The following is a 12,635-nucleotide window of genomic DNA, read 5'->3' on the forward strand; positions in this document are numbered from 1 at the left end:
CCTCACGCGAGCGCCTCCGGCTCCAGGTCGCCCAGGTACGCCGCCCGCACCGCCGGGTCCCGGCGCACCTCCTCGGGCGTGCCGGCGCAGATCCGGCGTCCGAAGTCCAGCACCACGATCTCGTCGCAGACGCTCATGACCATGTCGACGTCGTGCTCGACGAGCAGGACTCCCATGCCCCAGTCCTCGGCCAGCCGCCGTACCAGATGGGCGAGTTCCCGCGTCTCGTCGTCGGACAGCCCGGCGGCCGGCTCGTCGAGGAGCAGCACCGAGGGGGAGGCCGCCACCGCGCGGGCGATGGCCAGCAGCCGTCGCTCCCCGTACGACAGCTCCGCCACGGGCCGGTCGAGGCTGTCCTGGAGCCCGAATTCCCTTACCGCGACCAGCACATGACCGGGGAGCGGACGGCTGCCCGGGCGGATCAGGTCCGTGAGGTACGCCCACGGGCCGGGCCGCTCGCAGGCCGCGGCGAGGTTGTCCCGGACGGTCATGTCCTCGAACAGCTCCAGCGACTGGAAGGACCGGCTCAGTCCGGCCGAGGCCCGCCGGTGCACCGGCAGCCGGGTCACGTCCCGTTCGGCGAGCCGCACGCTGCCGGACACGGCCCGGGTGAAGCCGGTGACGGCGTCGATGGCGGAGGTCTTGCCGGCGCCGTTGGGCCCGATGAGCCCGACGATCCGGCCCGGCTCGACGTCCAGCGAGAGCCCGTCGACGGCGACGACACCGCCGTAGCGCACGGTCAGGTCCCGAACGTGGAGGGCCAGCGGCGCGGCCCGGGAGACGTCCGCCACGGCCGCCGGCTCGCCCTCGCCCGTCTGCGCCGTGTCCCTGCGAGGCAGGCGGTTGCGGACACGTGCCGCGGGCCGGCCGGCGTCCTTGCCGATGCCGTCCTGGTTGCCCACCAGCGTGAGCACCAGGACGACCCCGCCGATCAGCGGCATCCACGCGCTCAGCCCGGGCAGCACCCAGTCCCCGATGCGCGCGCCGACCGTGCCCACGGCGAACATCGCCCCGAACAGCGGCCCCACGAGGAAGCCGACACCGCCGATGACGGCGAGCCCGAGCGCGGTGATGGAGTCGAAGCTGGCGAAGTCGGAGAAGACCACCGAGGTGGAGCGGAAGCCGATGAGCACACCGGCGAGGGCGGCGATGGCCGCGGACAGGCCGAAGGCGTAGAGCTTGGCCGCGCGGACGTCGATGCCGAGCGCGGCGGCGGCCCGCTCGTTGGCCCGTACGGCGACGAGCCGGCGACCGGTCCTGCCGCGGCGGACGTTGGCGACCACCAGCGTGGCGGCGAGGAACAGCACCAGCACCACGGCGGCGTAGCGCTGCGGATGGTCGACTCCGGAGATGCTGATCCCGAAGAGGGTCTGGTGGCCCACCGCGATGCCGTCGCTGCCGGGGGTCGTCGACAGACCGGTGTTCTGGAAGACCATCGCCTCCAGCGTGGTGCCGAGGCCGAGCGTGATGATCGCCAGGTTGACGCCACGGGTGCGGACCGCCGGCAGGGCGAACAGCAGGCCGATCGGCACGGTCCCCAACACGCCTGCCACCAGGGCCAGTTCGAACGGCCAGCCCCAGTCCGCCGCCGCGTGCCCAGCGATGAAGGCGCCGGTGCCGGCGAGGGCGTAGGCCGCGAGCGAGACCTGTCCCGCGTACCCGGTGACCACGACGATCGACAGGATGATCAGCGAGAGCACCAGGGTGCTGGTGATCGCGTCGGCCCACAGCGGGGTGGACACGCCCACCAGGATCAGCCCGGCCACGGCGGCGAACGCGAGCGGCAGGGGGCGGACCCGTCCGCTGCCCAGCGCCGGCAGCCGGTCCAGGAAGGTGCCGCGCAGCGGCAGCGCCCGGCCGCGGGCCACCAGCACCAGGGCGATGAACAGGAACGGCACCGACGAGGCGAGTCCCGTCACGCCGGAGCCGAACCGGGTGAGCTCGGACTGCACGAGGCCGATGACCAGACCGCCCGCCAGCGTGACGGGGAAGGAGGAGAACCTGCCGACCAGCGCGGCGGCCAGCGCGCTCAGCAGCAGGGTGGTCAGCCCGGAGACCGACAGGCCGATGACCGGCACGATCAGGATGCCGGTGAGTCCCGCGAGGGCCGAGCCGAGGGCCCAGTTGCCGGTGGCGATCACGTCGGGGGACCAGCCGAGCGAGGCGGCGGCGTGCTCGTTCTCGGCGACGGCGGTGGTGCCCAGGCCGAACAGGGTGCGCCGGTAGAGGAGATGGAGGAGCGCGGTGACGGCGAGCGCGATGCCGAGCAGCCAGACGCGGTCCTCGGAGATGGTGGCCCCGGCGATCGTCAGCAGTCGGGTCGGCAGCTTGCCCGGCACCAGTTGCAGGCTGTCGCCGTAGCGTTTGACGGCCACGGCGGTGAGCACGATGAACACCGCGAGCGTGCCGACCAGCCGGGCCAGGGTGGACGCCCGGCGCAGCGGCCGCAGCACCAGCAGATGGGTGAGCACGCCCAGCAGCGCGGAGGCGAGCACCCCGCACGCGACGGCCGGCCAGTACGGCACGCCGTGGTTGACGGCGAGCTCCCACTGCACATAGGCGCCCGCCATCCCGATCGCGCCGTGCGCGAGGTTCAGTACACCGGAGCCCCGGTAGACCAGCACGATGCCGTGCGCGGTGAGTGCGTACAGGGCGCCGAGCCCCAGGCCGAGCAGGGCGAAACGCAGGATGTCGTCCATCGGGGAACCTCCCGGAGGTCAGCCAGACAGCGCATTTATTTAAATAATTATGCCGAGAGTACTTCACTAACCCAAAAACGCACCCCATGCTGTTCGCCATCTCGACGACGAGCCCGCGGAGGGGCCATGAACGACTCACACCGACGCAGAAGTGCCGCAGCGACCTGTCTCGCGGTGACCGCAGCCCTGCTGGCGGCAGGCTGCGGGGGCAAGGCGTCCGGCAGCTCGACCCAGACCTCCCTGAAGGGCGCGCCCGTCAAGGTGATGGTCTGGAACCCGGAGGACACCCAGGGCAGCGCCCAGCCGGGGGTGCGGCTCACCGCCCAGGCCTACGAGAAGTGGATCAACACCAACGGCGGGATCAAGGGCGGTCCGCTGAAGGTGCTGACCTGCAACGAGAAGAACGACCCCGACGAGGCCGAGAAGTGCGCCCAGCAGGCGGTGGCCGACAAGGTGGTCGCTGTCGTGGGGTCGTACAGCCTCGCGGGCGACCGCTACATGCCGATCCTGCAGAAGGCCGGCATCCCCTACCTCGGCGGGACCGGCGTCTCGGCCGCGGAGTTCTCCAACCCGCTGTCCTTTCCGGTCAACGGGGGCACCCCGGCGGTGTTCGCCGCGCACGGCCGGCAACTGGTGCAGGAGGGCTGCAAGAAGATCGCCGGCGTCCGCTACGACCTCGCGGCCGCCGCGATCGTCTCGCAGTTCCTCACCCTCGGGGCCACCTCCGCCGGAGGCGCCGTGCCCAAGGACATCAAGGTGCCGCTCACCGCCACCGACCTCGCCCCGCAGGTCGCCGCCGCCACCAAGGGCAGCGACTGCGTGAGCGTCATCCTCGGTACCGCCTCCGGCCTGTTCGTGAAGTCCTACGTCCAGTCCGGCGCGAAGACGAAGCTCGGCAGCGTCGTCGGCAACCTCACCCCGCAACTGGCCGCGAGCACCGGCGGAAGCGGCGGCCCGCTGGAGGGGGCGGCCATCACCGGCTACTACCCGCCGACCTCCGACCCGGCCTGGAAGGACTTCCTCGCGGCCGCCAAGGGCGACAAGGGCATCGACACCAGCAACGGCGCCAACGAGACGACCTGGGTGGCGTTCAAGGTCTTCACCGAGGCGGTCAAGCAGCTGCCCACGATCTCGGCGGGAGCCCTGGTGAAGGAGCTGAACACCACCTCCGGCATCGACACCGGCGGACTGACCCCCGCGCTGACCTGGAACGCCTCGACAGCCCTGCCGATCAAGGGCCTCGACCGCATCCACAACACGACCGCCACCGAACTGACCATACGGGGCGGGCAGATCGAATGGGCGAAGGCGGGGTCGACCTTCGTCGACGTCCGGAAGGTGCTGACGTCCACACCGGCCGGCTGACCGAAGGGGAAGGTCCGTGCACGACACCGAGCCCTTGATCCAAGCCCGTGCCCTGAGCGCCGGTTACGGCAGCCAACCCGTCCTGCGCGACCTCGACCTGGAGGTCCGCCCCGGCGAGGTCGTCGCCCTGCTCGGACCCAACGGCGCGGGCAAGACCACCACGCTTCGGGCGCTGTCCGGGGAACTCGCCCCGATGGGCGGCGAGGTGCGCTGGCTGGGCGGCACCGCCCGCGCACCCCTGCACCGCCGCGCCCGCCAGGGCCTGGCCTACGTCGGGGAGCGGGCGGTCTTCACCGGCCTCGACACCGCGGACAACCTCCGGGTCGGCCGGGTCACCCCCGAGCAGGCGCTGGAGCTCTTCCCCGAACTGGAGAAGCGCCTGAGGACCGGCGCGGGCATGCTCTCGGGCGGCGAGCAGCAGATGCTGTCGCTGGCGCGCGCGCTGAGCCGCTCGCCCAGGCTGCTGCTCGCGGACGAACTGTCCCTCGGGCTCGCCCCCCTCGTCGTCGACCGTCTGCTGCGCGCCGTGCGCGGGGCGGCCGACCGGGGCCTCGGGGCGCTGCTGGTGGAACAGCACGTGCGCAGGGTGCTGGACATCGCCGACCGCGTGTACGTCCTGCACCGCGGCCGCGTCGCCATGACCGGTACCCCGGCGGAACTCCGCGGCGACCTCGACGCGATCGAGTCGTCGTACCTCACCGCAGGGACGACTACGGAAAAGACAACCTATGCAACCGATTGAGGTGGGTGCAGTGTCCGGCGCACGCGCGCAGATCCGATCCCTGGTCCTGTCCGGCGACACCTTCGACCAACCAGCGGAAGAGACGAGGGAGTTGCAGCTCGAAGCCGCGCGGGAGGCCTTCACCGCCCACCGCGAGCGCATCCCGCTGCTGCGCACCCGCGCGGAGGAGACCGGCGTCGGCGATGTCACGGCCCTCGACGATCTCGTCCCCCTGCTCTTCTCGCACACCAGCTACAAGTCCTACCCCGTCTCCCTCATCACCGCCGGCCGATGGGACCGGCTGCTGCGCTGGTACACGACCGTCTCCACGGTCGAACCCGGGGAGGTCGACCTCGACGGTGTGCGCGACATCGACGAGTGGACCGAGCGGATCACGGCCGCCGGCCACCGCCCGTACATCACCAGCGGCACCTCCGGGAAGGTCTCCTTCCTCAACTGCGCGGCGAGCGACCTGAGTTTCCTGCACGACATCCTGGAGCACCTCACCTGCTGGCCCGACCCCCTGCCGCCGAAACCCACCCGCCGCGGTTATCTGCTCGCCCCCGCGAGCGGCCCCATGCGCTCCATCGACGGCTTCCGGTGGCACGCCGAGGTCTTCGCCCGCCCCGGTGAGACCCGACTGCTCACCGACGAACCGCTTCGGGTGTCGGAACTGATGAGCAGCGCGCTGCTGCGCCGCAGGATCGCGGAGGGCACCGCCACCCCGCAGGAGATCAGCTCCCACGAGACCGCCTCCGAGGCCCGCGAGGCGGAGATGGACGCGGCCGTGAGCGCGATCGTCGACGACATCGCCGCCCACCGCGACGAACCGCTGCTCATCGCCGGCATGAACAACCAGCAGTTCGCCCTGATCCAGGCCCTGCGCGCCCGTGGCGTCCCGGACGGCGGCCTGCACCCGGACACGCTGGTGCTCAGCGGCGGCGGCAACAAGGGCCGTGCCCTGCCCGAGGACTACCAGCGGCAGTTCGCCGCCTTCTACGACGGCGTACGGCGGGTGCGCAGCTACGGCATGACGGAACTCCAGGGCTCCTGCCTCGCCTGCGAGAAGGGCCACTACCACGTGCCGCCGTGGGTGATCCCGCTGGTCCTCGACCAGCAGGGCGAAACCCTGCTCAACCCCGAACACGGCGTGGTGGAGGGCCGGTTCGCGTTCCTGGACGTCTCCCTGGAGGGCCGCTGGGGCGGACTGATCAGCGGCGACCGGGTCTTCGTCGACTTCTCGCCCTGCGACTGCGGCCGGCCGGGCCCCGCCGTCCTGCCGGACATCCAGCGCTACGGCGACCTCGGCGGCGACGACAAGATCACCTGCGCGGCGACACTCGACTCCTATGTGCGAGGGATGATCCACGGATGACCGGCACGGCCCTCGACAGCACCGCGACCGCCCCGGTGGCCGTGGTCCACGTCATCCGCGGCGAGGTCGACGAAGGCCCGCACATCGCCCACGGCCGCCCCGGAGCCGCCTTCACCGCCCCCGCCCTCGACCTCGACCGCCTCGTATGGCCCCGCACCGAACCGGGACCCGCCTTCCAGACACCCACCGCCGAGATCGTCGACCTGCTGGTGGCGACCGGCGACGCCCTCAAGGCGGACCGGGACGGGCTGCTCGCCGAAGCGCTGGAGCGGATGACAGCCGTCAGCCCGCTCCCCGCCGAGGTCCTCGAACGCGCCTACGCCGTGCTGTGGCGCAGCTTCCGCAGGCCCGCCCTGTACGCCCAGATCGACCATGAACTCGGCGGCGCCGACGTCCTCGACGGCTGGCGCGAGGTGCGCCTGCCCGAGGGCCGCATCGCGGCCACCCGCGCCTACCCGCCACGCCTGGTGCACATCATCGCCGGCAACGCGCCCGGCGTCGCGGCGATGTCCGTGGTGCGCGGCGCCCTCACCAAGGGCGTCAACCTGCTGAAGCTGCCCTCGAACGACCTGTTCACGGCGACCGCGATCCTGCGCACGATGGCCTCCGTCGCCCCTGGCCACCCCGTGGTGCGCTCGTTCTCCGCCGCCTACTGGCGCGGTGGCGACGAGGCGGTGGAGAGCGTGCTGTTCCGCCCCCAGTTCTTCGACAAGCTCGTCGCCTGGGGCGGCGAGGGCACGATCCGCGGGGCGCTGCGCTACGTCGGCCCGGGCTTCGAACTGGTCTCCTTCGACCCGAAGACCTCCATCTCGCTGATCGGCCGCGAGGCCTTCGCGTCCCCCGAGAACCTGGCCGAGGCCGCGGAGGCGGGAGCCGCCGACGCCACCTTCTTCAACCAGCAGGCGTGTGTGGCCAGCCGCTTCCAGTTCGTCGAGGGATCACCCGAGGACGCCGACCGCTATGCCGCACTGCTGTGCGAACGCCTCGGCGTGGCAAGGGAGTTCAGCTCGGAGCGCGGCCCGCGGGTCGCCTCGGAACTGCGTGAGGAGATCGACGTACTGCGCTCCCTCGCGCCCGACTACCGGGTGTGGGGCGGTTACGACGGCACGGGCCTGGTCATCCGCTCCCCGGAACCGGTGGACTTCCACCCGGACGGAAAGATCGTCAACGTCGTCCCGGTCGTCGCGCTGACCGACGCCGTCGGGCATGCGGGGGTCGCCACGCAGACGGTCGGCGTGTACCCCGACGCCCGCAAGGCGGGCCTGCGCGACGCTCTCGCCTGCGCCGGCGTCCAGCGCGTGGTGTCCCTCGGCGGGGCGGGCGGCATGCCACCGGGCCTGTCCCACGACGGCTTCTACCCGCTGCAGCGGCTCATGCGCTGGGTGAACGACGAGTGACGACCCCGGCGGAAGCCCGCGAGGGCAGCTCCACGGCGACCCGGAGCCCGCCCGCGGAGCGCGGGGTGAGGGCGAGGGTCCCGTCATGGGCCTCGGCGATGGTCCTGACGATGGCCAGGCCGAGACCCACGCCCGAGTGATCGGTGTGAACGCGCTCGGTGCCGCGCTGGAACGGCTCGGTGAGGGTCGAGGCCAGCTCCGGGGTGAGCGTGTCGCCCGTGTTCTCGACCGTGAGGACCACGGCCCCGGGGCGGACATCGGTGGTGACCCACACGGTGCCCTTCTCCGGCAGGTTGTGGACGATCGCGTTGTGCACGAGATTCGTGGTCAGCTGCAGCAGCAGCGCCTGCGAGCCGGTCGCGGGGGCGATCTCGCCGCGGGTCTCGATCGTGACGCCGTGCTTCTCCGCGAGGGGGAGGAGGGTTTCGGTCGCCTCCTCCGCCATGAGGGACAGGTCGACGTCCTCCCGGCTGAAGGACCGCTGCTCGGCGCGGCTGAGCAGGAGCAGTGCCTCGGTCAGGCCGATCGCCCGGGTGTTGACGGCGTGGAGCCGGTCGATGATCTCTTCGGTGTCGTGGTCCGGATCGGTGCGGGCCACGTCGAGCAGGGTCTTGGAGATCGCCAGCGGGGTGCGCAGTTCGTGCGATGCGTTGGCCGCGAATCTGCGCTGTTCGGCGACGTGCGCCTCGAGTCGCGCGAGCATCGTGTCGAAGGCGTCGGCCAGTTCACGGAACTCGTCCGTCGGGCCCGGCAGCCGGATCCGGTGCGAGAGCGACCCGTTCGCGGCCATGCGGGTGGCGTCCGCGATGCGGGTGAGGGGGGCGAGCATACGGCCGGCGAGTATCCAGCCGCCCACGAGGCCGAAGAGCAGCAGGAACGCCAGCACCGCGGCCGCCCGCGGAGCGAAGACCCCCAACAGGGCGGACCGGATGGGGAAGACGCTGCCGTCGAGGCCGTCGTCGGGATTGATGAGCATCGCGCGGTCGGGGACGTACCGCAGGAGGAACACCCACACGGCGGCCATCAGCAGGGCACCGGCCAGCATGAGGAATCCGGCGTAGCTGAGGGTGAGTTTGACGCGAACGCTCAACCCGGGTGCCCTACGCATGCCCGCCCCTCTCGTGTCCGGCCGCCGCCTGCGGGCCGATGCGGTAGCCGACGCCCGGCACGGTCGCGATGACCCAGGGCTCCCCGAGTCGCTTGCGCAGCGCCGAGACGGTGATCCGCACGGCGTTGGTGAACGGGTCGGCGTTCGCGTCCCACGCCCGCTCCAGCAGTTCCTCCGCGCTGACGATCCCGCCCTCGGCGGCGACGAGGACCTCGAGCACCGCGAACTGCTTCCTGGTCAGCGCCACATAGCGGCCGTCCCGGTAGACCTCCCTGCGGAACGGGTCCAGCCGCACACCCGCGATCTCCCGCACCGGGGGCCTGCTGTGCGCGCGCCTGCGGTCGAGTGCTCTGAGCCTGAGCGCGAGTTCCTGGAGTTCGAAGGGCTTCGTGAGGTAGTCGTCGGCGCCCAGTTCGAACCCGGAGGCCTTGTCGTCGAGACGGTCGGCCGCGGTCAGCATGAGGATCGGCATGCCGCTGCCGGAGGCCACGATGCGTTTCGCGATCTCGTCACCGGAGGGGCCGGGGATGTCCCGGTCGAGCACGGCGATGTCGTAGGCGTTGACGCGCAGCATGTCCAGCGCGGTGTCGCCGTCCCCCGCGATGTCGGCCGCGATCGCCGCCAGGCGCAGACCGTCGCGGATGGCCTCCGCCAGATAGGGCTCGTCCTCCACGATCAGCACACGCATGCTCTCGATGCTAGGAGCCGGCGCATATCGCCGGCATATCGAAAACCGCATACGGGCCGGCAACACCGCGCGGCCTTGACTGGCGGCATGACGGAAACGCCACGATCGACGGATCCACGCTCGACAACCCCGCGCTCGACCCACACGCCGCCCCGCCGCATCCACCGGCTCCTCGCCGTCGTCCTCGCGGTCGTCGTCCTGTCAGCGGTCATCGCCGCCCTCTGCTACCAGTTACCGAGGTCCGCCTCATCCTCGTTCTCCTCGCACGCCTCGCTCTCGGCTCCGCGTCGCGGTGGGCACGGCGGTGCGCTGGGCGAGGCGGACGGTGTCGTCCCCGACGGCGTGACGGTCTTCGACGACACGGTTCCCGCGGTGGCCAAGCTCGATCCGGACCTGCTCAGGGCCCTCCGCCGGGCCGCCACGGACGCCGGGGACGACGGGCTCGAGTTCCGTGTCAACAGCGGCTGGCGTTCGCCGGCCTACCAGAACCGGCTGTTCGGCGAGGCGGTCGCCAAGTACGGCTCCGAGACCGAGGCCGCCCGCTGGGTCGCCACCGCGGCCACCTCCCCGCACGTCTCCGGGGACGCGGTCGACATCGGGCCCTCCGACGCGACGGCATGGCTGTCCGAGCACGGCGCCGCGTACGGGCTGTGCCGGATCTACCGCAACGAACCCTGGCACTACGAACTGCGGACCGAGGCCGTCGACGACGGCTGTCCGCACATGTACGCCGACCCCACCCAGGACCCCAGGATGCAGAAGTGACCGACAGCGAGCGAGGACCGACGATGACGCAGGCCGACACGGCCGGGACCGGTCGGACCGGCCCCGACCACCAGGACACCGGCACCGGTCCCTGGCACGCCGGCGTCCGCCGGGCGATCCGCGGATGCACCCGGCCGGAGCCCTGGAAGCGCGGCCCGGTGCTCGCGGCCCTGGCGCTGCTGCTCGGTCTGCTCATGCTGCTGCACGGGAGGATCCCGAACCGGATCGGCCATCTCGGCAGTCTGGCGGAGACGTTCCTGCCGTGGTTCGGCCTGTTCGTCCCGGTGCTCCTCGCCGGCGCCCTCTGGCGTCGCTCCCTCTCGGCGGCGACCGCGCTGCTGCTTCCCGTCACGGTGTGGCTGAGCCTCTTCGGCGGGCTGCTCACCGACAAGTCCCACCCGGGCGGCGACCTCACCGTGGTCAGCCACAACGTCGCCGCCGACAACCCCGACCCGGCCGCCACTGCCCGCGACCTGGCCGCCTCCGGCGCGGACGTGCTGGCCCTGGAGGAGATCACCGAGCAGGACCGGGGCACGTACGAGAAGGAGCTGGCGAAGGCTTACCGGTACCACACGGTGCTGGGCACGGTCGGGCTGTGGAGCAGGCTGCCCCTGTCGGACACCCGGCCGGTCGACATCGCGACCGACTACGGGCCGCTTGCGGCCACCAAGCCGGCCGCCGAGAAACTGACCTACAACCGGGCACTGCGCACCACGGTCACCACCCGGCAGGGGCCGCTGGCGGTGTACGTGGCCCATCTGGGGTCCGTGCGCGTGAACCCCAGGGTCGGCTTCTGGACCGACTCGCGGGACAGAGGCGCGCAGGCGCTCGCCAAGGCCGTCGCCGCCGAGCCCTCCCGGCGGGTGGTGCTGCTCGGCGACCTCAACGGCACCATGGACGACCGCGCCTTCACCGGCCTCACCTCTCAGCTGCGCTCGGCGCAGGAGGAGGCCGGAGCCGGCTTCGGCTTCAGCTGGCCGGCGAGGTTCCCGGTGGAGCGCATCGACCAGATCCTGGTCAGGGGAGTGCGGCCGAACAGCGCCTGGGTGCTCCCGCCCACCGGCAGCGACCACCTGCCGGTGGCGGCCCGGGTGAGCTGGTGACCGCGGACCGGAGTTCCTCAACGGCCGCAACCCGCAACCTGCCGGGAGACGCCGACGTTCAGCCGCCGCCGTCGAGGTCCGTGCGTTGGCGCAGTACTCGCAGCTCATGGCCGTGCAGCCGCATCTCGTACAGCTTGCCGCGGGCGTTGTCGAAAGGGCGGTGCAGGATCATCATCAGCTCGCCCTCGAAGGTGCGGAAGAGCATGCCGTGCCCGCTGTCGTCCCGGACCAGGGGCCGGCGCTGTTCCCAAGGGCCGGTCAGGTCACCGGACTTGGAGACGGCGTAGGTCTGGACGTAACCGCCGCTGATGTTCCCGTCCGGGCCGACGGAGTTCTTCTCGTACGTCGACCACAGCATGAGCAGCGAGCCGTCGGGCGTGCGGTACAGCTGGGGGCCGTCGGTGATGTACGGCGGGAGCTGGGCGGGCACGCCCGCCGGGATCTGCTCGCCGAGCCAGGACGCGTCCGACGCCTTGAACAGGAAGACCGGGTCCCCGATCGTCCGGGACAGATCGGGGGCCAGCCGGATCGCCTCCATGGTGCCGTCGACCGTCTGCAGCCACTCGTGCGCGTACACCATCCAGGGCTGTCCGGACGGATCGACGTGCAGCGTGCCGTCGAGGGTCATGAGGTGCGTGGGCGGGGTGGGCCGGGCCGCGTCGACGACGGTGAAGGGACCGAGGAGCGAGTCGGAGACGGCGGTGATGGTGCCGCGCAGGTGGTTGGCCAGCTGGAAGGGCGTGCCCCACCGGTTGGGCGGGGGGACGGGAAGGGGCCTGTTCTCGTCGTGCAGGGTGGTGAACAGGTAGTAACGGCCGTTCCATGGATGGACCTCCGGGGCCCAACCGCCGTCGCCCGCCCACATCCCCGGCTGCTCGCCGGCCAGGAAGACCACGACGGGCCGCTGCCACTCACGCAGGTCGCGGCTGCGGTACACCATCGTGCCCACGCCCTCCACACCCGACACCGACGGGTCGTTGGACGTGTACAGGTGGTACGTACGGGACGTGTCGTCGGCGACGACGAACGGATCGTGCAACGGCATGTCGGGAAGCAGCATGGCGGGAAGCAGCGTCACAGCCGCACCGTCATCCGTATCGCCACGTCGTCTCCCGCGGACAGCCCGCTCGGCACGCGCACGGCGTTCTTGAGCGGCAGCAGATAGCCGCCGTCCTTGGGGAACAGCGAGGTGGCGAAGGCCGTCCCGCCGATGCGGGCCTCGACCGGGATCACGCCCCAGCCGTAGGAGGCCAGTGCGGCCACCTCGCGGATGTCGGCGGATTCCTGGTCCGGCACGGGCACGAAGTAGTAGGGCGCCGGACCGCGCCACTCGATCACCCGGCCCGTGAAGGCGAGTTCCACCCGTTCGACTCCGCTTCTCCAGAGGGGGGTCGGATACGCCGAGGTCCCCGTC

Annotated in this window: 11 protein-coding genes; 6 read left to right on the forward strand and 5 right to left on the reverse strand. The window is 71.7% G+C overall.

Annotation, left to right across the window (positions count from 1 at the left end):
* Window positions 1-2: 2 nt before the first annotated feature.
* Window positions 3-2,699 (reverse strand): ABC transporter permease subunit, encoded by a 2,697-nt coding sequence (locus ACWCQ1_RS33655; protein WP_451028084.1) that lies wholly within the window; start codon window positions 2,697-2,699, stop codon window positions 3-5.
* A gap of 126 nt (window positions 2,700-2,825) precedes the next feature.
* Between ACWCQ1_RS33655 and ACWCQ1_RS33660 the strand changes: the two genes are divergently transcribed.
* From ACWCQ1_RS33660 to ACWCQ1_RS33675, 4 genes are read left to right on the forward strand one after another with little or no spacing between them, the layout of a single operon-like run.
* A complete protein-coding gene (locus ACWCQ1_RS33660; protein ID WP_358597204.1) occupies window positions 2,826-4,064 on the forward strand; it encodes an ABC transporter substrate-binding protein in 1,239 nt (412 codons plus the stop codon).
* A 16-nt stretch (window positions 4,065-4,080) separates the two neighbouring features.
* The gene (locus tag ACWCQ1_RS33665) at window positions 4,081-4,806 is read left to right on the forward strand and encodes an ABC transporter ATP-binding protein (RefSeq protein WP_358597207.1); all 726 of its coding nucleotides are present in this window, start codon (window positions 4,081-4,083) and stop codon (window positions 4,804-4,806) included.
* 10 nt (window positions 4,807-4,816) lie between these two features.
* Window positions 4,817-6,160, forward strand: a complete 1,344-nt coding sequence (locus tag ACWCQ1_RS33670) for a hypothetical protein (RefSeq protein WP_358597210.1) — start codon at window positions 4,817-4,819, stop codon at window positions 6,158-6,160.
* Window positions 6,157-7,557 carry an acyl-CoA reductase gene (locus ACWCQ1_RS33675; protein WP_451028085.1) on the forward strand — a complete coding sequence of 467 codons (1,401 nt, stop codon included), beginning with the start codon at window positions 6,157-6,159 and terminating at the stop codon, window positions 7,555-7,557. The genes ACWCQ1_RS33670 and ACWCQ1_RS33675 overlap by 4 nt, the downstream gene beginning before the upstream one ends.
* Here ACWCQ1_RS33675 and ACWCQ1_RS33680 read toward each other — a convergent pair.
* Both ACWCQ1_RS33680 and ACWCQ1_RS33685 read right to left on the reverse strand, forming a co-directional pair.
* Window positions 7,532-8,665 (reverse strand): sensor histidine kinase, encoded by a 1,134-nt coding sequence (locus ACWCQ1_RS33680; protein ID WP_451028086.1) that lies wholly within the window; start codon window positions 8,663-8,665, stop codon window positions 7,532-7,534. The two genes, ACWCQ1_RS33675 and ACWCQ1_RS33680, sit on opposite strands and share 26 nt — an antisense overlap.
* Window positions 8,658-9,353 (reverse strand): response regulator transcription factor, encoded by a 696-nt coding sequence (locus ACWCQ1_RS33685; protein WP_451028087.1) that lies wholly within the window; start codon window positions 9,351-9,353, stop codon window positions 8,658-8,660. Before ACWCQ1_RS33685 ends, ACWCQ1_RS33680 begins: the two co-directional genes overlap by 8 nt.
* Window positions 9,354-9,440: 87 nt before the next feature.
* Between ACWCQ1_RS33685 and ACWCQ1_RS33690 the strand changes: the two genes are divergently transcribed.
* Window positions 9,441-10,118 carry a M15 family metallopeptidase gene (locus tag ACWCQ1_RS33690; protein ID WP_358597219.1) on the forward strand — a complete coding sequence of 226 codons (678 nt, stop codon included), beginning with the start codon at window positions 9,441-9,443 and terminating at the stop codon, window positions 10,116-10,118.
* Window positions 10,119-10,141: 23 nt separating this feature from the next.
* Window positions 10,142-11,221: an endonuclease/exonuclease/phosphatase family protein gene (locus ACWCQ1_RS33695; protein WP_358597222.1), complete on the forward strand. Its 1,080-nt coding sequence runs from the start codon at window positions 10,142-10,144 to the stop codon at window positions 11,219-11,221.
* A gap of 58 nt (window positions 11,222-11,279) precedes the next feature.
* On the opposite strand, the gene ACWCQ1_RS33700 is transcribed toward ACWCQ1_RS33695, so the two are convergent.
* Both ACWCQ1_RS33700 and ACWCQ1_RS33705 read right to left on the reverse strand, forming a co-directional pair.
* Window positions 11,280-12,281 (reverse strand): glycoside hydrolase family 43 protein, encoded by a 1,002-nt coding sequence (locus ACWCQ1_RS33700; RefSeq protein WP_358597411.1) that lies wholly within the window; start codon window positions 12,279-12,281, stop codon window positions 11,280-11,282.
* 14 nt (window positions 12,282-12,295) lie between these two features.
* Window positions 12,296-12,583, reverse strand: coding sequence for a DUF1905 domain-containing protein (locus ACWCQ1_RS33705; protein WP_358597225.1), 288 nt, complete (start codon window positions 12,581-12,583; stop codon window positions 12,296-12,298).
* Between the last annotated feature and the right edge of the window lie 52 nt (window positions 12,584-12,635).

The sequence above is a fragment of the Streptomyces sp. NPDC002144 genome, assembly GCF_053593695.1.

Coding starts and splice junctions, on each gene's coding strand:
- ACWCQ1_RS33655 (WP_451028084.1), bottom strand. CDS start 2,699: ATGGACGACATCCTGCGTTTCGCCCTGCTCGGCCTGGGGCTCGGCGCC.
- ACWCQ1_RS33660 (WP_358597204.1), top strand. CDS start 2,826: ATGAACGACTCACACCGACGCAGAAGTGCCGCAGCGACCTGTCTCGCG.
- ACWCQ1_RS33675 (WP_451028085.1), top strand. CDS start 6,157: ATGACCGGCACGGCCCTCGACAGCACCGCGACCGCCCCGGTGGCCGTG.
- ACWCQ1_RS33680 (WP_451028086.1), bottom strand. CDS start 8,665: ATGCGTAGGGCACCCGGGTTGAGCGTTCGCGTCAAACTCACCCTCAGC.
- ACWCQ1_RS33685 (WP_451028087.1), bottom strand. CDS start 9,353: ATGCGTGTGCTGATCGTGGAGGACGAGCCCTATCTGGCGGAGGCCATC.
- ACWCQ1_RS33690 (WP_358597219.1), top strand. CDS start 9,441: ATGACGGAAACGCCACGATCGACGGATCCACGCTCGACAACCCCGCGC.
- ACWCQ1_RS33695 (WP_358597222.1), top strand. CDS start 10,142: ATGACGCAGGCCGACACGGCCGGGACCGGTCGGACCGGCCCCGACCAC.
- ACWCQ1_RS33700 (WP_358597411.1), bottom strand. CDS start 12,281: ATGCTGCTTCCCGACATGCCGTTGCACGATCCGTTCGTCGTCGCCGAC.